Source organism: Pseudomonas salmasensis (genome assembly GCF_014268375.2).
In the GTDB taxonomy this organism is placed as follows: domain Bacteria; phylum Pseudomonadota; class Gammaproteobacteria; order Pseudomonadales; family Pseudomonadaceae; genus Aquipseudomonas; species Aquipseudomonas salmasensis.
The window spans coordinates 2,146,084-2,164,123 of record NZ_CP077083.1 but is presented as its reverse complement, the minus strand read 5'-3'; the positions used below and the strand labels follow the sequence as shown (position 1 = coordinate 2,164,123).

The window sequence follows — 18,040 nt, the reverse complement described above, 5'->3', positions numbered from 1 at the left end:
GCGCTCCTCAGGCTTCAGCGTTGGCTTTGATCAGGCGGTCGTACGCATCCTGATCCAACAGCTTAGCCACTGCACTGGCATCGGCCGGTTTAAAGCGGAAGAACCAGCCTTCGCCCATCGGGTCTTCGTTGACCAGTTCCGGGCTGCCATCGAGCTTGTCGTTGACTTCCAGCACTTCACCGTCCAACGGCATGTACACACCGCTGGCGGCTTTTACCGACTCAACGGTGGAGGCTTCGGCGCCTTTTTCGTAAGCCTGCAACTCCGGCAGTTGCACGAAAACCACATCACCCAGCGCGTTCTGCGCAAACGCGGTGATACCCACGGTGACGCTGCCATCGGCTTCGGCGCGCAGCCATTCGTGATCTTCAGTGAAACGCAACTCGCTCATGGAAACTCCTCAGGGCCAGAATCGTCTGGTGGACGGGATTGGAATAATGGGGAGTTGCTTAGCAATATCGCGGCCAATGTTATTAATTCGTTATATATCAAATGCTTAACAGATTCTGCGATAAGGTGGGCGTAACGAGCTGTAGCGATTTCGCTACAGTTGGGTGCGTGAAAAAAAGCCTATGCGGATCAAAGCCTTGCATGGCGCGCAAAAAGCAGGGTTGTAGCGATATCGTTACGCTGTAGCGCTTTCAGTACACTGAGTGTCGTTCCCAGACCAAAACTGTAATGCGCCCCACTGTAGGAGCGAGCTTGCTCGCGAAGATCGTCAACGATGACGCGGGAAGCCTGGATGAACCTGGCGCCCTCGGGTTTTTCGCGAGCAAGCTCGCTCCTACAGTGGAGAGAACATGGCTCAGGGTTTGTTGGGAATGCCGTACTTGCGCAGGCGGTGGGCGATAGCCGTGTGGGAGGTTTGCAAGCGGCTGGCCAGTTGGCGGGTGGAGGGGTAGCGGCTGTAGAGGCTTTCCAGCAGGCTGCGCTCGAAATCTTCCACGGCCTGTTCCAGGCTGTCGACTTCACCATCGTTCTGGCGCGCCACGGAGGTGCCGGCAATGTCCAGGTCGCCGATGTCCACCAAGCTGCTTTCGCAGACGGCGGCAGCGCGGAAGATCACGTTTTGCAACTGCCGCACGTTGCCCGGCCAGTGGTTGCCCAGCAGGGCAGGATAGGTGCCGGGCGCCAGGCGGCAGACCGGGCGCTGGATCTGCGCGCAGGCTTGCTGCATGAAGTAGCGCGCCAGCAGCAGGATGTCCTGGCCGCGTTCACGCAAGGGCGGTACGGCGACGTTGAGCACGTTGAGGCGGTAGAACAGGTCTTCGCGAAAGGTGCCTTCGCTGACCATCTTTTCCAGGTCGCGGTGGGTGGCGCTGAGGATGCGCACATTGACCTTCACTTCGCGGTCGCCGCCCACGCGACGAAAGCTGCCATCATTGAGAAAACGCAGCAGCTTGGCTTGCAGGTACGGCGACATTTCACCGATTTCATCGAGGAACACCGTGCCCTGGTTGGCCAGCTCCATCAGCCCCGGTTTGCCACCGCGTTGCGCGCCGGTAAAGGCGCCTGGCGCATAGCCAAACAATTCGCTTTCGGCGAGGTTTTCCGGCAGCGCCGCGCAGTTCAGTGCCAGAAACGGCGCACTGTGACGCGTGCTGATGGCGTGGCAGGCGCGGGCCACCAGCTCTTTGCCGGTGCCGGTTTCGCCCTGGATCAGCAGCGGTGCATCCAGCGCCGCCACCCGTTGCGCCCGGGCCTTGAGCGTGCGGATCGCCGGCGACTCGCCCAGTAGCGCATCAAACCCTTCGGCATGGTCATGGTGCAGCGCCGACAGTTGTTCGCCGATGCGGTTGGGCTGGTAGAGCGTGAGCAGGGCGCCGGCGTCGGTGATCGGCGTGGCGCCCAGCAGCAGGGTCTGGCCGTTCACGCTGATCTCGCGCAGCGGCAAGCGAAAGCCCTGCTCCAGCAGGGTCTCCAGCAATGCCGCGTCATCGAACAGCTCGGCGATGCTTTCGCCGGCCGGTTCACGCCCGTACAAGGCGATCAATGCCGGGTTCGCCAGCAAAATCTTGCCCGCGCTGTCCAGGGCCAGCACCGGGTCGGTCATGGCTGCCAGCAGGGCGTCGAGTTGCAAGTGGCGACGCTGGCCGGGAAGGATGTCGACGACCTTTACCGCCTGCACGCCGTGCACGCTGAACAACGCGTCGCGCAGCTCTTCGAGCACGTCGGCGCTGAGGGTCGGCGCGTCGATATAGACATTGGGCGGCACCATCTCCACCGCATCCAGATTGAGATTGCGCCCACCGAGCAAGGCCAGGACTTCCTGGGTGATGCCGACGCGGTCGATGAAGCTGACGTGGATACGCATGGGGCGATTGGCAATTCTGAAGAGCAGAGGCGGCAAGTATGCCAGAGGTGAAATCTGTAGGAGCGAGCTTGCTCGCGAAAAACGTCAACGATAACGCGGGTTGTCTGAATGCGCGTGTTGATATAGCGATCTTCGCGAGCAAGCTCGCTCCTACAATTGGGGCTGTTATTCCAGGTGTTCGGGTTTGACCGGGTCGCCGGATTTCATATCCAACTGCTTGCGCACATCCTCGAACATCAGATCGTAGTGCTTGTGCTGCGAGCCGACGCTGCTATGGGTCTTGGGAATACCGTGTTTTTCAACAATCTTGGTCACATTGCTGGCGAAGTTGTAGGCCTGGTCCTTGGGCAGGAAAAAGGTCTCTTTCATGTCCTTGCCCTGGATGCTGCCGTGCAGGGTGAACTGCATGCCTTTGCCTTCGCGCTCATCCGTGAAGACTTCGTAGTCCAGGCACAGGTCGTAGCTGACATCGTCCTTGTTCAGCGCGTGTCGCTCGATATGCAGGTGGCCGGGTTCAAAGATAGCCATAGGCGTTTCTCCTCAACTTCACAGGTAGGTGATGCCAGGTGTTGCCGTGCTGATGCGGGTGCCGGCGCTGCCCTGGACGATGGCTTCGATGTCCGAGAGTGAACCGATCACCGCGGTTTTGCCAGTCTGGCGGGCGAACTCGCAGGCGGCCTGGACCTTGGGGCCCATGGAGCCGGCGGCGAAGCCGAGTTTTTCCATGTCGTCCGGGTGGGCCTGGCCGATGGCCTTCTGGGTGGGCTTGCCGAAGTCGATAAAGGCAGCGTTGACGTCGGTGGCGATCACCAGCAAATCGGCCTCCAGTTGCGTGGCCAGCAAGGAGGAGCACAGATCTTTGTCGATCACGGCTTCAATGCCGCGCAGCTTGCCATCTTCGCCATACATGGTCGGGATGCCGCCACCACCGGCGCAGATCACGATGGCTTTTTTCTCCAGCAGCCATTTGATCGGGCGGATTTCAAAGATGCGTTTGGGGCGCGGGCTGGCGACCACGCGGCGGTATTTGTCGCCGTCGGGCGCGATGGCCCAGCCTTTTTCGGCGGCGAGTTTCTCTGCTTCGGCTTTGGCGTATACCGGGCCGATGGGCTTGGTGGGGTTCTGGAAGGCCGGGTCCTTGGCGTCCACTTCCACTTGGGTGAGCAGGGTGGCGAACGGCACTTCAAAGTCCAGCAGGTTGCCCAGTTCCTGTTCGATGATGTAGCCGATCATGCCCTCGGTCTCGGCGCCCAGCACGTCCAGCGGGTAAGGCGAGACGCTGGTATAGGCCGCTGCCTGCAACGACAGCAGGCCCACTTGCGGGCCATTGCCGTGGGCGATCACCAGTTCGTTGCCGGGGTGGATCTTGGCGATCTGTTCGGTGGCGATACGGATGTTGGCCCGTTGATTGTCTGCGGTCATGGGTTCACCACGACGCAGGAGGGCGTTGCCGCCCAGGGCTACGACGATGCGCATAATGCAATCCTTCTAGAGCTCGCAATCCGGTGTAGGAGCGAGCTTGCTCGCGAAGGCGGTCAACGATAACGCGCCCATTCTGGATGAACGCGGTGCCCTTGAGTTTTTCGCGAGCAAGCTCGCTCCTACAGTGGGATCGCGGCAGGGTTTAGATATCCGCCAACGCCGACACCAGAATCGCCTTGATGGTATGCATGCGGTTTTCCGCTTGCTCGAAGGCGATATTGGCCGGCGACTCGAACACCTCTTCGGTCACTTCCACGCCATTGGCCAAGTGCGGATAGCGCGCCGCAATGTCCTTGCCGACCTTGGTTTCACTGTTGTGGAACGCCGGCAGGCAATGCATGAATTTCACCCGAGGGTTGCCCGAGGCTTTCATCATCTTGGCGTTGACCTGGTACGGCAGCAGTTGCTCGATGCGCTCGTCCCACGCTTCCACCGGTTCGCCCATGGACACCCAGATATCGGTGTGGATGAAGTCCACGCCCTTCACGGCCTCTGCAGGGTCTTCGGTGATGGTGATGCGTGCGCCGCTTTCCTCGGCAAAGGCCTGGCACTCCTTGATGAAATCTTCATGGGGCCACAGCGCTTTCGGCGCGCCGATGCGCACGTCCATGCCGAGCTTGGCGCCGATCATCAGCAGCGAGTTGCCCATGTTGTAGCGTGCATCACCCAGGTAGGCGTAGCTGATGTCATGCAGCGGCTTGTCGCTGTGTTCGCGCATGGTCAGGGTGTCGGCGATCATCTGGGTCGGGTGGAATTCGGCGGTGAGGCCGTTGAACACCGGCACGCCCGCGAACTTGGCCAGCTCTTCGACGATCTCCTGTTCAAAGCCACGGTATTCAATGGCGTCGAACATCCGGCCCAGTACGCGGGCGGTGTCTTTCATGCTTTCTTTGTGGCCGATCTGCGACGACACCGGGTCGATATAGGTGACGTGGGCGCCTTGGTCGTGGGCCGCGACTTCGAAGGCACAGCGAGTGCGGGTCGAGGTTTTTTCGAAGATCAGCGCGATGTTCTTGCCCTGCAGGTGCGGACGCTCGGTGCCGGTGTATTTGGCGCGTTTGAGGTCACGGGACAGGTCCAACAGGTAATGCAGCTCGCGGGTGGTGTGGTGCATCAGCGACAGCAGGCTGCGGTTGCGCATATTGAAAGCCATGATGGAATCTCCTTAGTAGTCGATAGGGTCGCGGATGATCGGGCAGGTCATGCAGTGGCCGCCGCCACGGCCACGGCCAAGTTCACCGGCGCTGATGGTGATGACTTCCACACCGGCCTTGCGCAGCAAGGTGTTGGTGTAGGTGTTGCGGTCGTAGCCAATCACCACGCCCGGCTCCACGGCCACCACGTTGTTGCCGTCATCCCATTGCTCGCGTTCGGCGGCGAAGCTGTTGCCGCCGGTCTCGACCACGCGCAGGGCCTTGAGGTTGAGGGCTGCGGCCACGGTTTCGAGGAAGTTGGTTTTCTCGCGCTGGATGTCGATGCCGTGGGGCTTGCTCTCGTCAGGGCGCAGAGTGAACGGCACGATCTGGTTGACCACTTCGGGGAAAACGGTAACCAGGTCGCGGTCGCAGAAGCTGAACACGGTGTCCAGGTGCATCGCCGCGCGGGATTTGGGCAGGCCGGCAACGATGACGCGTTCCACGGCTTTGTTCTGGAACAGGTTGCGCGCCAGTTGGCCGATAGCCTGGTGGGACGAGCGCTCACCCATGCCGATCAACACCACGCCATTGCCAATCGGCATCACGTCGCCGCCTTCCAGCGTCGCGGCGCCATGTTCCTGGTCGGGGTCGCCGTACCAGATCTGGAAGTCCGCGTTGGTGAACTCAGGGTGGAATTTATAGATGGCGCTGGTCAGCAGGGTTTCCTGGCGTCGCGCCGGCCAGTACATCGGGTTGAGCGTCACGCCGCCGTAGATCCAGCAGGTGGTGTCGCGGGTGAACTGGGTATTGGGCAGCGGCGGCAGGATGAAACTGGCGTGGCCGAGAAAATCGCGGAACATCTCGATGGTCTTGCCACCGAAGCTGCTCGGCAGGTCGTCGGCCGATACGCCGCCAATCAGGTATTCGCTGATTTTGCGCGGCTCCAGGCTGCGCAGCCAGGCGCTCACTTCATCGACCAGCCCCAGGCCGACCGTGTTGGCGGTGATCTTGCGCTCCAGGATCCAGTCCAGCGCTTCGGGGTTGGCGACGATGTCGGTGAGCAGGTTGTGCATTTCCAGCACATCAATGTCCCGCTCGCGCATCTTGGTGACGAAGTCGAAGTGGTCGCGCTTGGCCTGGGCCACCCACAGCACATCATCGAACAGCAGTTCGTCGCAGTTGTTGGGGGTCAGCCGCTGGTGGGCCAAACCTGGGGAGCACACCATGACTTTGCGCAGTTTGCCGGCTTCGGAATGTACGCCGTACTTCACTTTTTCCGTGGTCATTACAGATCCTCCAGTGAACAACAATTACAGGGTCAGGAAGCCGTCGTAGAGCCCATAGGCCGCCACCAGGGCGCCAATGACCACTGCGGCGAAAATCAGCTTCTCGACGGGGGTGAAAATCGGTTTGCCCAGTTCACGCTTGGCCTTGGCGAACAGGATCGCGCCGGGGGCGTAGAGCAGGGCGGAGAGCAGCAGGTATTTGGTGCCGCCGGCATACAGCAGCCAGATCGCATAGATCAGGGCGATGGCGCCGATGAACAGGTCTTTCTTGCGCTCTTTGAGGGCGTTCTCGTAAGTCTCGCCGCGCACCGCCAGCAGCAGGGCATAGGCCGCCGACCACAGGTAAGGCACCAGGATCATCGAGGTGGCGAGGTAGATCAGCGACAGGTAAGTGCTGGCGGAAAACAGCGTGATCACCAGGAATATCTGCACCATTGCGTTGGTCAGCCACAGGGCGTTGACCGGCACATGGTTAGCGTTTTCCTTGCGCAGAAACTCCGGCATGGTGTGGTCCTTGGCGGCGGCGAACATGATCTCCGCACATAGCAGCACCCAGGACAGCAGCGCGCCGAGCAGGGAGATGATCAAGCCCACGCTGATCAGCACCGCGCCCCAGTGGCCCACCACATGCTCCAGCACGGCGGCCATCGACGGGTTCTGCAGCTTGGCCAGTTCCGGCTGGGTCATGATCCCCAGGGACAGCACGTTCACCAGCATCAGGAACAGCAGCACGGTGATAAAGCCGATCACGGTGGCCTTGCCCACGTCGCTGCGTTTTTCGGCACGGGACGAGAAGATGCTCGCGCCTTCGATGCCGATAAACACCCACACGGTGACCAGCATCATGTTGCGCACCTGGTTCATCACACTGCCCAGGTCCGGGTTTTTCACGCCCCAGATGTCAGCGGTGAAGATGTCCAGCTTGAACGCGAACAGGGCGATGAGCACGAACAGCAGCAGCGGCACCACCTTGGCGACGGTGGTCACCAGGTTGATGAACGCGGCTTCCTTGATCCCGCGCAGCACCAGGAAATGCACGGCCCACAACAGCACTGACGCAGCGATCACCGCCGTAGGCGTATTGCCCTCGCCAAAGACCGGGAAGAAGTAGCCCAGGGTGCTGAACAGCAAGACGAAGTAGCCGACGTTGCCCAGCCAGGCGCTGATCCAGTAACCCCAGGCGGATGAAAAACCCATGTAGTCGCCGAAACCGGCCTTGGCGTAGGCGTACACCCCGCCGTCGAGGTCGGGCTTGCGGTTGGCGAGGGTCTGGAACACGAAGGCGAGGGTCAACATGCCGATGGCGGTAATCACCCAGCCAATCAGCACCGCACCGACATCGGCGCTGGCGGCCATGTTTTGTGGCAATGAAAAGATGCCGCCGCCAATCATCGAGCCGACGACAAGTGCGACCAGGGCGCCTAATCGAAGTTTTCCGGGAGTTTCAGACATTGCATGACTCCAATGCAGGAGAAGAGAGACCACAGAATAATTCCGTGCGCTAAGCAAACAGCTGACTCAGATCACTTCATTGGCACATTCCATTGTGAATTAACGACTTAGGGTGAGATTTTGCGGGCGAACGAGTCCCGCAAAGGCGCTTGCTAGAGCGCTCTCTGCTTTGTGGTTAATCAGTTGGTCGAGGGCATGGGTGTTGACGCTAGTTCTTATTTGCGGATGTGCAAATTTTTTGTACGTTGTTTGTCGAGTACTTCATAATTGACGTATTTAAATTCTAAATAAGCCTAAACTTCGCGCCTTTACATATCCTTATGTTATGACACCGTCATTAATTTGAATTACGTGTGGGCGCAGTTGTTGCCCAACCGTTTATTTCGAGGAACCTGCATGTCTCAACCCGCCCAGAAACTTCGGCTCAGCGCCCTGATCGCCCTGGTGGTGGGCTCGATGATTGGCGGCGGCATCTTTTCACTGCCGCAGAACATGGCCGCCCGTGCCGATGTGGGCGCCATACTGATCGGCTGGGCAATCACCGCCATCGGCATGCTGACCTTGGCCTTTGTGTTCCAGACGTTGGCGAACCGTAAGCCCGAACTGGATTCCGGAGTGTATGCGTACGCCAAGGCAGGGTTCGGCGACTACATGGGTTTTTCGTCCGCCTGGGGTTACTGGATCAGTGCGTGGATGGGCAACGTCGGTTATTTCGTCTTGCTGTTCAGCACCCTCGGCTACTTTTTTCCGGCGTTCGGCCAGGGCAATACCCCGTTGGCCATCGGCTGCGCGTCGCTGTTGCTGTGGGCGGTGCATTTTCTGGTGATGCGCGGCATCAAAGAGGCGGCGTTTATCAACCAGGTGACGACGGTGGCGAAGATCGTGCCGCTGTTGATGTTTATCGTGATCGCTGCGGTTGCATTCAAGGCGGATATCTTCACTCGCGATATCTGGGGCCTGGGTAACCCGCAGATGGGCAGCGTGGTCGAGCAGGTGCGCCACATGATGCTGGTCACGGTGTTTGTATTTATCGGCATCGAAGGCGCCAGTGTGTACTCGGCGCGAGCACAGAAACGCTCGGACGTGGGGCGCGCCACGGTGATTGGTTTTGTGGGCGTGCTGGCCTTGCTGGTGCTGGTGAACGTGCTGTCCCTGGGCATCATGAGCCAGCCGGAGCTGGCACAGTTGCAGAACCCGTCCCTGGCCGGTGTGTTGGAGCATATCGTCGGGCCTTGGGGCGCGGTATTGATCAGCCTCGGCCTGGCGGTTTCGCTGCTCGGGGCGTTGCTCTCCTGGGCGCTGCTGTGCGCGGAAATCCTCTATGCCACCGCCCAGGACAAGACCATGCCGGCGTTCCTGAAGAAGGAAAACGCCAATCAGGTGCCGGTCAATGCCTTATGGCTGACCAACGTGATGATCCAGGCATTCCTGGTGATCACGCTGTTTTCAGCCAGCACCTACACCACCCTGATCTACCTGGCGTCGTCGATGATCCTGGTGCCTTATTTGTGGTCGGCGGCCTATGCGGTGCTGTTGAGCGCGCGCGGCGAAACCTATACCGGCTGGCAGCGCCGGCGCATGAAAGATCTGTTGGTGGGGCTGGTTGCCCTCGGCTACGCGATCTGGCTGCTGTATGCGGGGGGCTTGAAGTACTTGCTGCTGTCGGCGTTGCTGTACGCACCGGGCGTGATCCTGTTTGCCCTGGCCAAGCGCGAGCAGGGCCAACCGTTATTTACCACCGTGGAAAAAGGCATTTTCAGCGGCGTGATCGCGGGCGCCGGGTTGGCCGCGTATGGGCTGTACAGCGGGGTATTGTCACTGTGAGATTGGCGTATCAGCCGCCCTACGACTGGGCGGCGATGCTGGGGTTCCTATCGGCGCGGGCGATTACCGGGCTGGAAACGGTGGTCGCCGGCGTGTATCGACGCAGCATCAGTGTGGCTGGGCGACATGGCTGGGTCTGCGTCGAACCGGGGGCGGGGGATTGGCTGGAGGTGACGGTCGACTTTCCCGAGCCTGCCGCCATGCCTGAGATCGAGCGGCGCTTGCGCAGGATGTTTGATCTGGACGCGGTACCTGAGGTGATCAACGCGCAATTGGCACAAGACCCCCTGATGGCGCAACTGGTTGCGGCTCGCCCTGGCCTGCGGTTGCCTGGCACCTGGGATGGGTTGGAACTGGCGATGCGTGCAGTGCTGGGCCAGCAGATCACCGTGGTGGCGGCGATTCGCCTGGCGGGCAAGCTCGTGGCGCAGTATGGCCAGGCGCTGCCAACCCCGCACGCCGGTATTACCCACCTGTTCCCGACACCTGAAGTGCTGGCGGCGGCGGACCTGGCCACGCTGGGCATGCCCAAGGCGCGGGGCCGTACCTTGTCTGGTGTGGCCCAGGCGCTGTTGGATGACCCTCAGCTTTTCCAACCCAAGGCCAGCCTCAAGGATGGCGTGGCACGGTTGGTGGCGTTGCCGGGGATTGGAGAGTGGACCGCGCAGTACATCGCCATGCGCCAGTTGCGCGAGGCGGATGCGTTTGCGACGGGGGACATCGGGCTGATCAATGCTTTGGCGGCTTTGGAAGGTGGGCCAGTGTCGGCCCGGCAGTTATTGGCACGGGCCGAGGCGTGGCGGCCGTTGAGGGCGTATGCGGCGCAGCATTTGTGGACAACCCTGTAGGAGCGAGCTTGCTCGCGAAAAACCTGAGAACGCCGCTGTGTATCAGGTTTCCCGCGTTATCGTTGGCGACCTTCGCGAGCAAGCTCGCTCCTACAGGGTATTAGTCACCACTGAGGCCGGTGCGAGCCCAGTTCCACCGCCGGCAAATCCCACTGCAACGGCGTGCCACTGATACTCAGCGGCGCCAGTAGCCGATGGGCCTGGCCCCAGGCTGTCTGCTCCACGACCAGGCCTTGGTCATTAATGTCTTCCTCGCGCAATGCCGCTTGCTGTGCCACTGGCCCGGCCTCCACCAGCAACTTCGCCGTGCGCGCCAACGACAAGCGCGCCGATCCGCCGCGCCCGGATTCGAGGCGCTCGGCCAACGCCCGGATCGCACTGGCGGCCATCAAGTAGCCGGTGGCGTGATCCAGCGCCTGCACCGGCAGCGGCAGTGGTTTATCCGCCTGTTTCCAGGCCATGCCGGCCTCGGCAATCCCGCTGCTCATCTGTACCAGGCTGTCAAAGCCACGACGATTGCGCCATGGGCCGCTCCAGCCGTAGGCGTTGAGGCTGACGTCGATCAGGCCGGGGGCGATATGTTGCCGTTCGCCAAGGGTATAACCCAGTTGTTCCAGGGCATCGGCGCGGTAGCCGTGGAACAGGATGTCGGCGTCCTTGAGCAACGCTTCGAACACCTTTCGGCCTTCGCGGCTCTTTAAATCAAGGCGGGCGCAGCGTTTGCCCAGGGTCATTTCCGGCACCACGCCGGGTTCGTTCCAGCTGGGCGAGTCGATGCGCAGTACGTCGGCGCCTAAGCCTGCGAGGAAACGACTGGCCACCGGGCCGGCCAGTACGCGGGTCAAATCCAGCACTTTGATGCCAGCCAGTGGGCGAGCGGCTGAGCCGAGCCAGGGTTTGTCGGTGCCAGGTTCGAAGACCTGGCGCTGGATCAACGCCTCGGCGTTTACCGCCAGGCCTTGGGGATGCTGCTGCCAGGCTTGCCAGCTACGCATCTGCGCCGCACAACCGCCCGCATCGACAACCGCCTGTTCCAGTTCGGCGGCTTTCCAGGTCGCAACTTTACTTGCCATTGCTGCGCGATCAGCGGCAGGCCCCAATACCCGCTCGGCCGCTGCACGATGATGGGGCGCGTTGGTGTGCAAGCGAATCCAGCCATCGACGCTGGCGTAGTCACCCGCTACCGGGTCCCACAAAGGCGGCACTTGCCAACCCACGGGGCGAATCGACGAGGAGAACCACAACGAGGCCTGGCGTCGATCCACGCTGACGCTGGGCAGGCGCCCGGTTTGTTGCTCAATCAACTGGGCGACGGCTTGGCCCGCGGCGCCGATGCTGGCGGCCGCCAGGTCAGTGACGGCAAAGGTCGAAGGCAAGGCACCGGCCTGCGCCTGGGGCAGTGGGGCGTGCGGTAGAGCGAGTGCGGCTTGGATGGGAGTCAGCAGGTCAGTCATCAAAGGCCCTCCGTAAGAGAAGGGCCACTATAGAAGATCATCCCACCGGTGTGGCAACCCCAGGGATCAAGGGCAGTTCGATGCTGGCGATAAAGCCGCCATCGGGATGGTTGGCCAGGATCAGGTTGCCGCCGTGGCGTTCGGCGGCGCGACGGGCGATGGCCAGGCCCAGGCCATGGCCTTGGGCGGTCTGGCCCGGCGCCCGGTAGAACGGCTCGCCCAATTGGCTCAGGTGCTCGGCTTCAACGCCGCGGCCGTGGTCGCGTACGCTGATCAGAATGCGCCCGCCTTGATGCTGGGCCTGCAATTCAATCGGTTGGCCCACCGGGTTGAAGCGCTGGGCATTGCGCAGCAGGTTGTCCACGGCGCGTTCGATCATGGTCGGCCAGCCTTTGAGCTGCAAATCATTGGCAGTCGTCAGTTGCACCACTTGCTCGGGGGCACTGAGTTGGGCGTCCTTTTGCAGCGTTTTAAGCAACGGGTTGAGGTCGATGTCTTCGGCGCTGGCGTTGTCGGCGTCGACCCGTGCCAATACCAGGATCTCGCTGATCAAGGCTTCCAGGCGATCGCATTCGCGGGTCAGGCGCGGCCAGAGTTTTTCCCGTTCTTCGGGGCTGGCGCGTTCGGCCAGGGCCAGGGCGATACGCAAGCGTGCCAGGGGTGAGCGCAGTTCGTGGGAGACGTCGCGCAGCAATTGGCGCTGGCTGCCGATCAGGCTTTGCAAGCGCGCGCCCATGCGGTTGAAGTCGTTGGCCAGCACGCCGAATTCATCACGCCTGTTGGCCAGTTGCGCCAGGCTGTTCTGTTGATAGGTGGTTTGCCCCAGGTCATGCACCGCGCCGCGCAGACGGCTGAGCGGGCGGGTGATGGACAAGGTCACCAGCAAGCTGAACAGGGTCAGTACCACCAGGGTAATCGCCAATGCACTGAGCGGCCACAGCAGGCTGCTGCGGTGCCAGGCGTCCAGCTCCGGGTGAGGGATACGGTAAATCAGCAGGTAGGTATCGCCGGTTTTGGCGCTGGTGTACTCGGCGGTCAGGCGCCGCCAGGGCAGGTGGCCGTCCTGGCTGTCGTTCTGCCGGGCTTCGAAGGCGGCGGCGCGGCGCGGGAAGGTGCCGCGCACCACCGGATCGCCGCTTTCGTTAAGCACTTGCACGTCGATGTGGTACTGGCGTTTGCGCTGCTGCAACAAGTCCTGGGCGGCGTCTTCGCCCTGGGTTTCGTAGAGCTGCGTCCACTCCTGGGCCAGGTTGTTGAGGCCAGGGTGGCGGCTGAGAATCCAGGCGTCCTGGTTGAGCATGTGCCCAAGCAGGATCGATAACCCGGCAACCAGGGCGATGGCCAGCCAGAAACTCGCCAGGATACGCCAGAACAATGAACGCACAGGAAACCCTCAAACAGGAAAAGCCCAGCGGCGTGAACCACTGGGCTGGGGGTGAAGCTAGGCCATTATTGCGCTTTTTGCGCTTGCTGGGCTTTCCAGGCCTGGAACTCTTTCCATTCGGCGCGGCGCTCGGCTTGCTTCTTGACGATATCGTCGTACTTCTTCTGCTGGTCGGGCTTGAGCACGGCACGGATATCGGCCTGGGTTTTCTGCTTGCCGGCGGCGATTTCGTCCTGCATGGCCTTCTGGTCAGCGGCGGGGAGTTTGTCCAGGTACTTTTGGGTCAGGTCTTTGCGGGCGTGCCATTGGTCACCCATCAGCTTGCGGATCTGCTCGCGCTGTTCCTTGCTCAAGTCCAGCTGGCTGAACGGGCCGCCTTTGCCACGCGGGCCGTGTTCACCGTGGCCTGGGCCACCCATCATGCGGCTTTCAGGGCCACCCATCGGGCCTGGGCCTTCCGGCATTGCCATGGCAACGGTGGGCAGGGCAGTGGCGAACATCAAAGCGATAAGGGTCTTGCGCATGGTGATTCTCCTGTCTCTATTCCGGTGAGTCCGGATGTGAGTAGGTTACGCAGAGCAAGGTCAGCGGCGGTCAGGGGAGGGTAAAGCTTCGGTAAAGACGGGTTTGATAGGCACTGACAAAGCCCGGTCTCTGTAGGAGCGAGCTTGCTCGCGAAGAACGTATAGGCACCGCGTTTAATCAGGATGCCTGCGTTATCGTTGGCGTTTTTCGCGAGCAAGCTCGCTCCTACAGGGGGCTGTATTGTGTTTAGAGGCTGTAGTAATAGCCACGACTGCGCAACGCCACGATCCTTGGCCGGCCATCGGGGTGTGGGCCGATCTTTTTGCGCAGGTTGCTGACGTGCATGTCCAGGCTGCGGTCATACAGGGTCAGCTTGCGGCCCAGGGCGATCTGCGCCAGTTCCTGTTTGTCCAGGGGCTCGCCGGGTTGGCGCAGCAGGGCTTCGAGCAGGCGGCTTTCGGAGACGGTGAGGGCGAACTCCTGTTCATCGATGCTGACCACGCCGCGCACCGGGCTGAAGCACAGGTCGCCCAGTTCCAGCTGGGTCGACACCGCGGCCGGGTGGCTGCGGCGTAATACGGCGCGCAGGCGCGCCGTCAGCTCACGTGGATCGCAAGGCTTGGCCAGATAGTCGTCGGCGCCCAGTTCCAGGCCAAGGATGCGGTCCAGGGGTTCGCCCCGGGCCGAGAGCATCAGCACCGGCAGCTCCGGGTGGTCGTTGCGCAATTGCTTGAGCAGCTCCAGGCCGCTGCCGTCGGGCAGCATCACGTCGAGCACGACGGCCGCCGGCGCACTGTCGGCCAAGGCTTTACGGGCGCTCAAGCCGTCGTGGCAGGCGCGCACCTGGAAACCTTCCTGGCTCAGCCAACTGGTCAGCAGCTCACAGAGCTCCTGGTCATCATCTATCAGTAACAGCTCGCTCATGACTCACTCAATTTAGCCATTGTCGGCGGCGAAGGCCCCACCGGTGACGCCGTGAGCCATTATGAGTACGCCGAAACGATTAGGTTCGACGCAGCCGGGCTCAAGGCAAGACTTGCTTGAACGGCTTGATCACCACATCGGCGTAGACGCCTGCTGCAACGTAAGGGTCTGCCTTGGCCCAGGCCTCGGCGTCGGCCAGGGAGGCGAACTCGGCCACGATCAGGCTGCCGGTGAAACCGGCGTCGCCGGGCTCATTGCTGTCGACGGCCGGATGCGGGCCGGCCAGTACGATGCGGCCTTCGGCTTGCAGCTGTTTGAGGCGCTCGACGTGGGCCGGGCGTACGCTCAGGCGTTTTTCCAGGGAGTTGGCAACGTCGGTGGCAATGATGGCGTAGAGCATGTCAGTCCTCGGTTTTTGGTGTGGTAGCTGCGGTGTCATGCAGGTGACGCGACAGGTAGATACCCTGGCCGATCAAAAACAACACGGTCATGCCCAGGCTGCCGAACACTTTGAAGTCGACCCAGTAATCCTGGAAGGTAAAGGCCACGAACAGGTTGGCGGCGCCGCAGAACAGGAAAAACACGATCCAGGCCACGTTCAGGCGTACCCACACCGGCTCCGGCAAGGTCAGCGCATGGCCCATGATCCGCTTGATCAGCAGGCGGTCACCGATGAAGTGGCTGCCGATGAACACCAGGGCGAACAGCCAGTTCACCACCGGGGCTTTCCATTTAAGGAAGGTTTCACTGTGGAAGGCCAGGGTCAGGCCACCGAAGACCAGGCAGGCGATAAGCGTGAGCCACTGGCTTTTTTCCAGCTTGCGCTGGGAGATGAAGATGGCGCCGTAGACCACGATGGAGCTGACGATCAGTACGGCGGTGGCGCTGTAGATGCCCCCGAACGATAACTCGTGGCCGGCGATTTCGATGACCCTGGGGTCGAGTTTGGTAACGATGAAAAACAGCAACAGCGGGATGAAGTCGATGAATTGTTTCACAGTAAGAGCCAGAAGCTGGATGTGGCGGCATAATAACAAACATCCTTGGTTGCGATAGCGCCAGCTGACTTGAGGTTACACACTCCCGTGAATGTTGATTTGCACTGCCACAGCACGGCCTCCGACGGCGCCCTGGCGCCCGCGGTACTGGTTGCGCGTGCGTTTGAAAAAGGCGTGCGAGTCCTGGCATTGACCGACCACGACACCCTCGAAGGCCTCGATGAAGCCCGCCAGGCCGCGCAGTCCCTGGGCATGCAGCTGGTCAATGGCGTGGAGTTGTCCTGCACCTGGGGCGGCGCCACCATCCATGTGCTGGGCTACGGTTTTGATCAAAAGGCCCCACCCTTGGTGGCGGCGATTGCCCAATTGCACGATGGCCGCTGGCTGCGGTCCGAAGAAATAAGCCGCAAGCTCAGCCTTAAAGGCATGCCGGGTGCCCTAGACGGCGCCCGGGCTATCCAGCAAGAGCTGGGTGACAGCGGCAACGCACCGGCCCGTCCGCACTTTGCCGACTGGATGGTGCGTGAAGGCTATGTGAAGGATCGCGCCGAGGCCTTTCGCAAATGGCTGGGCGCCGGCAAGTTGGGCGACGTGAAGCTGCATTGGCCGACCCTGGAAGACACCGTCCAGACCCTGCGGGACTCCGGGGCCTGGGTGAGCCTGGCGCATCCCTGGCATTACGATTTCACCCGCAGCAAGCGCCGCAAGCTGATCAGCGACTATATTGGAGCGGGTGGCCACGCCATCGAAGTGGTCAACGGGCATCAACCCGCCGAACAGGTCGGCAGCCTGGCGATCCTTGCCCGCGAATTTGGTCTGCTGGTCAGTGCCGGCAGTGATTTTCATGGCCCAGGCGGCTGGTCCGAGATTGGCGAGTATCGCCAGGTCCCGGAAGATCTGCCGCTGTTGTGGGGGCGATTCAAGCATGACCCCATTATTGCCACCGTCTGAACAGGTAGAGCACGTGAGCCAATTCTTCCAGATTCATCCGGAAAACCCTCAGGCGCGCCTGATCAAGCAGGCCGTGGAGATCATCCGGGCCGGTGGTGTAGTCATCTATCCGACGGATTCTTCATACGCCATTGGCTGCCAGATCGGCGACAAGGGCGCGGTCGAGCGGGTAAGACGCCTGCGCCAGCTGGACGACAAGCACAACTTTGCGCTGATCTGCAGCGACTTGTCCCAGCTTGGTCTGTTTGCGAAGGTCGACACCGGCACCTTCCGTCTGCTCAAGGCCCACACGCCGGGGCCTTACACCTTCATTCTCAACGCCACTCGCGAAGTCCCGCGCCTGTTGCTGCACCCCAAGAAACGCACCATCGGCCTGCGCGTGCCGGAACACCCGATCGCCCTGGCACTGCTGGCCGAGCTGGGCGAACCGCTGATGAGCGTGTCGTTGATCTTGCCCGGTGAAACCGAGCCGTTGTACGACCCTTACGAAATGCGCCGATTGCTGGAAAAACACGTCGACCTGATCATCGACGGCGGCTATGGCGGCAATAAGGCCTCCACGGTGATCAACCTGGCCGACGGCGAGCCAGAAGTGGTACGTGTGGGTTGTGGCGACCCGGCTCCGTTCATGGTCGAGGCCTGAATGTCGGCCGTGCAAACCGCTGATCCCCAGGCCGGCGCCCAGCAGGAACTGCCGTTTGCCATGGTGTACGGCCAGGCGGTCATGGAAATGCCCCTGGACCTGTATATCCCGCCGGACGCTCTGGAGGTGTTCCTTGAAGCCTTCGAAGGCCCGCTGGACTTGCTGCTGTACCTGATCCGCAAGCAGAACATCAACATCCTCGACATTCCGGTGGCAGAAATCACCCGCCAGTACATGGGCTATGTGGAGCTGATGCAGTCGGTGCGCCTGGAACTGGCCGCCGAGTACCTGGTGATGGCGGCCATGCTCGCCGAGATCAAGTCGCGCATGCTGTTGCCGCGCTCGGAGACGGTGGAAGCCGAAGAGGACGACCCGCGCGCCGAGCTGATCCGCCGCCTGCAGGAGTACGAACGCTTCAAGGCTGCCGCCGAAGGCATCGACGGCCTGAGTCGTGTGGGCCGTGATGTGGTGGTGCCCAAGCTCGACGCCCCCGAGGCGCGCGCGCGCAAATTGCTGCCGGACGTGAGCCTGGAAGAATTGCTGATGTCCATGGCCGAAGTACTGCGCCGTGGCGATATGTTTGAAAGCCACCAGGTCAGCCGTGAAGCGCTGTCCACCCGCGAACGCATGAGCGATGTGCTGGAGCGCCTCAAGGGCGGAGGGTTTGTGCCCTTTGTCGAGTTGTTCACCGCCGAAGAAGGGCGCTTGGGCGTGGTGGTGACCTTTATGGCGATCCTTGAGCTGGTCAAGGAGTCCTTGGTCGAGCTGGTGCAGAATGAGCCTTTTGCGGCTATCCACGTGCGGGCGCGAGCCGAATAA

The 18,040-nt window shown here is 61.5% G+C and carries 18 protein-coding genes; 5 read left to right on the top strand and 13 right to left on the bottom strand.

Annotated elements, in window-relative coordinates:
- Nucleotides 1–7 precede the first annotated feature (7 nt).
- The 7 genes from gcvH to arcD (HU731_RS09540) all read right to left on the bottom strand — a co-directional run bounded on the left by gcvH (nt 8) and on the right by arcD (HU731_RS09540) (nt 7,670).
- The gene (gcvH, locus tag HU731_RS09570; RefSeq protein ID WP_186607910.1) at nt 8–391 is read right to left on the bottom strand and encodes a glycine cleavage system protein GcvH; all 384 of its coding nucleotides are present in this window, start codon (nt 389–391) and stop codon (nt 8–10) included.
- Nucleotides 392–805: 414 nt separating this feature from the next.
- Nucleotides 806–2,314 carry a transcriptional regulator GcsR gene (gene gcsR, locus HU731_RS09565; RefSeq protein ID WP_186607911.1) on the bottom strand — a complete coding sequence of 503 codons (1,509 nt, stop codon included), beginning with the start codon at nt 2,312–2,314 and terminating at the stop codon, nt 806–808.
- A 165-nt stretch (nt 2,315–2,479) separates the two neighbouring features.
- Complete coding sequence (locus tag HU731_RS09560; RefSeq protein WP_186607912.1) at nt 2,480–2,842, bottom strand: DUF5064 family protein; 363 nt, start codon at nt 2,840–2,842, stop codon at nt 2,480–2,482.
- A gap of 18 nt (nt 2,843–2,860) precedes the next feature.
- Nucleotides 2,861–3,790: a carbamate kinase gene (gene arcC, locus HU731_RS09555; RefSeq protein WP_032895541.1), complete on the bottom strand. Its 930-nt coding sequence runs from the start codon at nt 3,788–3,790 to the stop codon at nt 2,861–2,863.
- A 148-nt stretch (nt 3,791–3,938) separates the two neighbouring features.
- On the bottom strand, nt 3,939–4,949 hold the full coding sequence (locus HU731_RS09550) for an ornithine carbamoyltransferase (protein ID WP_003193818.1): 1,011 nt from the start codon (nt 4,947–4,949) through the stop codon (nt 3,939–3,941).
- A 12-nt stretch (nt 4,950–4,961) separates the two neighbouring features.
- Complete coding sequence (gene arcA / locus HU731_RS09545; RefSeq protein ID WP_186607913.1) at nt 4,962–6,218, bottom strand: arginine deiminase; 1,257 nt, start codon at nt 6,216–6,218, stop codon at nt 4,962–4,964.
- Between the two features lie 24 nt (nt 6,219–6,242).
- Nucleotides 6,243–7,670, bottom strand: coding sequence for an arginine-ornithine antiporter (gene arcD, locus HU731_RS09540; RefSeq protein WP_032895542.1), 1,428 nt, complete (start codon nt 7,668–7,670; stop codon nt 6,243–6,245).
- 396 nt (nt 7,671–8,066) lie between these two features.
- Here arcD (HU731_RS09540) and arcD (HU731_RS09535) point away from each other — a divergent pair, with 396 nt between their 5' ends.
- Together arcD (HU731_RS09535) and HU731_RS09530 are read left to right on the top strand one after the other, a co-directional pair.
- A complete protein-coding gene (arcD, locus tag HU731_RS09535; RefSeq protein WP_186607914.1) occupies nt 8,067–9,494 on the top strand; it encodes an arginine-ornithine antiporter in 1,428 nt (475 codons plus the stop codon).
- Nucleotides 9,491–10,342 carry a DNA-3-methyladenine glycosylase family protein gene (locus HU731_RS09530; RefSeq protein ID WP_186607915.1) on the top strand — a complete coding sequence of 284 codons (852 nt, stop codon included), beginning with the start codon at nt 9,491–9,493 and terminating at the stop codon, nt 10,340–10,342. Before arcD (HU731_RS09535) ends, HU731_RS09530 begins: the two co-directional genes overlap by 4 nt.
- 104 nt (nt 10,343–10,446) lie before the next feature.
- Here the strand turns inward: HU731_RS09530 and HU731_RS09525 are convergent, their stop codons facing one another.
- The 6 genes from HU731_RS09525 to HU731_RS09500 all read right to left on the bottom strand — a co-directional run bounded on the left by HU731_RS09525 (nt 10,447) and on the right by HU731_RS09500 (nt 15,627).
- Nucleotides 10,447–11,796 carry a CoA transferase gene (locus HU731_RS09525; RefSeq protein WP_186607916.1) on the bottom strand — a complete coding sequence of 450 codons (1,350 nt, stop codon included), beginning with the start codon at nt 11,794–11,796 and terminating at the stop codon, nt 10,447–10,449.
- 37 nt (nt 11,797–11,833) lie between these two features.
- Nucleotides 11,834–13,180: a sensor histidine kinase gene (locus tag HU731_RS09520; protein WP_186607917.1), complete on the bottom strand. Its 1,347-nt coding sequence runs from the start codon at nt 13,178–13,180 to the stop codon at nt 11,834–11,836.
- A 65-nt stretch (nt 13,181–13,245) separates the two neighbouring features.
- A complete protein-coding gene (locus HU731_RS09515; RefSeq protein ID WP_032895550.1) occupies nt 13,246–13,704 on the bottom strand; it encodes an LTXXQ domain protein in 459 nt (152 codons plus the stop codon).
- A 247-nt stretch (nt 13,705–13,951) separates the two neighbouring features.
- Nucleotides 13,952–14,629, bottom strand: coding sequence for a response regulator transcription factor (locus HU731_RS09510; RefSeq protein ID WP_003193803.1), 678 nt, complete (start codon nt 14,627–14,629; stop codon nt 13,952–13,954).
- Nucleotides 14,630–14,729: 100 nt separating this feature from the next.
- Nucleotides 14,730–15,029 (bottom strand): YciI family protein, encoded by a 300-nt coding sequence (locus tag HU731_RS09505; protein WP_186607918.1) that lies wholly within the window; start codon nt 15,027–15,029, stop codon nt 14,730–14,732.
- A gap of 1 nt (nt 15,030) precedes the next feature.
- Entirely contained in the window at nt 15,031–15,627 is a 597-nt protein-coding gene (locus HU731_RS09500; protein ID WP_044267795.1) for a septation protein A, read from the bottom strand.
- Between the two features lie 87 nt (nt 15,628–15,714).
- On the opposite strand from HU731_RS09500, the gene HU731_RS09495 reads away from it, so the two are divergent.
- The 3 genes from HU731_RS09495 to HU731_RS09485 are packed head-to-tail and all read left to right on the top strand — an operon-like array spanning nt 15,715 to nt 18,040.
- Nucleotides 15,715–16,578: a PHP domain-containing protein gene (locus HU731_RS09495; RefSeq protein WP_137203913.1), complete on the top strand. Its 864-nt coding sequence runs from the start codon at nt 15,715–15,717 to the stop codon at nt 16,576–16,578.
- 13 nt (nt 16,579–16,591) lie between these two features.
- Entirely contained in the window at nt 16,592–17,221 is a 630-nt protein-coding gene (locus HU731_RS09490) for an L-threonylcarbamoyladenylate synthase (RefSeq protein WP_003193796.1), read from the top strand.
- Nucleotides 17,222–18,040 (top strand): segregation and condensation protein A, encoded by an 819-nt coding sequence (locus HU731_RS09485; protein WP_032895554.1) that lies wholly within the window; start codon nt 17,222–17,224, stop codon nt 18,038–18,040.

Excerpts from the sequence above, each read along its gene's own strand:
- gcvH (WP_186607910.1), bottom strand. The coding sequence starts at position 391 with ATGAGCGAGTTGCGTTTCACTGAAGATCACGAATGGCTGCGCGCCGAA.
- gcsR (WP_186607911.1), bottom strand. The coding sequence starts at position 2,314 with ATGCGTATCCACGTCAGCTTCATCGACCGCGTCGGCATCACCCAGGAA.
- HU731_RS09560 (WP_186607912.1), bottom strand. The coding sequence starts at position 2,842 with ATGGCTATCTTTGAACCCGGCCACCTGCATATCGAGCGACACGCGCTG.
- arcC (WP_032895541.1), bottom strand. The coding sequence starts at position 3,790 with ATGCGCATCGTCGTAGCCCTGGGCGGCAACGCCCTCCTGCGTCGTGGT.
- HU731_RS09550 (WP_003193818.1), bottom strand. The coding sequence starts at position 4,949 with ATGGCTTTCAATATGCGCAACCGCAGCCTGCTGTCGCTGATGCACCAC.
- arcA (WP_186607913.1), bottom strand. The coding sequence starts at position 6,218 with ATGACCACGGAAAAAGTGAAGTACGGCGTACATTCCGAAGCCGGCAAA.
- arcD (WP_032895542.1), bottom strand. The coding sequence starts at position 7,670 with ATGTCTGAAACTCCCGGAAAACTTCGATTAGGCGCCCTGGTCGCACTT.
- arcD (WP_186607914.1), top strand. The coding sequence starts at position 8,067 with ATGTCTCAACCCGCCCAGAAACTTCGGCTCAGCGCCCTGATCGCCCTG.
- HU731_RS09525 (WP_186607916.1), bottom strand. The coding sequence starts at position 11,796 with ATGACTGACCTGCTGACTCCCATCCAAGCCGCACTCGCTCTACCGCAC.
- HU731_RS09515 (WP_032895550.1), bottom strand. The coding sequence starts at position 13,704 with ATGCGCAAGACCCTTATCGCTTTGATGTTCGCCACTGCCCTGCCCACC.
- HU731_RS09510 (WP_003193803.1), bottom strand. The coding sequence starts at position 14,629 with ATGAGCGAGCTGTTACTGATAGATGATGACCAGGAGCTCTGTGAGCTG.
- HU731_RS09505 (WP_186607918.1), bottom strand. The coding sequence starts at position 15,029 with ATGCTCTACGCCATCATTGCCACCGACGTTGCCAACTCCCTGGAAAAA.
- HU731_RS09485 (WP_032895554.1), top strand. The coding sequence starts at position 17,222 with ATGTCGGCCGTGCAAACCGCTGATCCCCAGGCCGGCGCCCAGCAGGAA.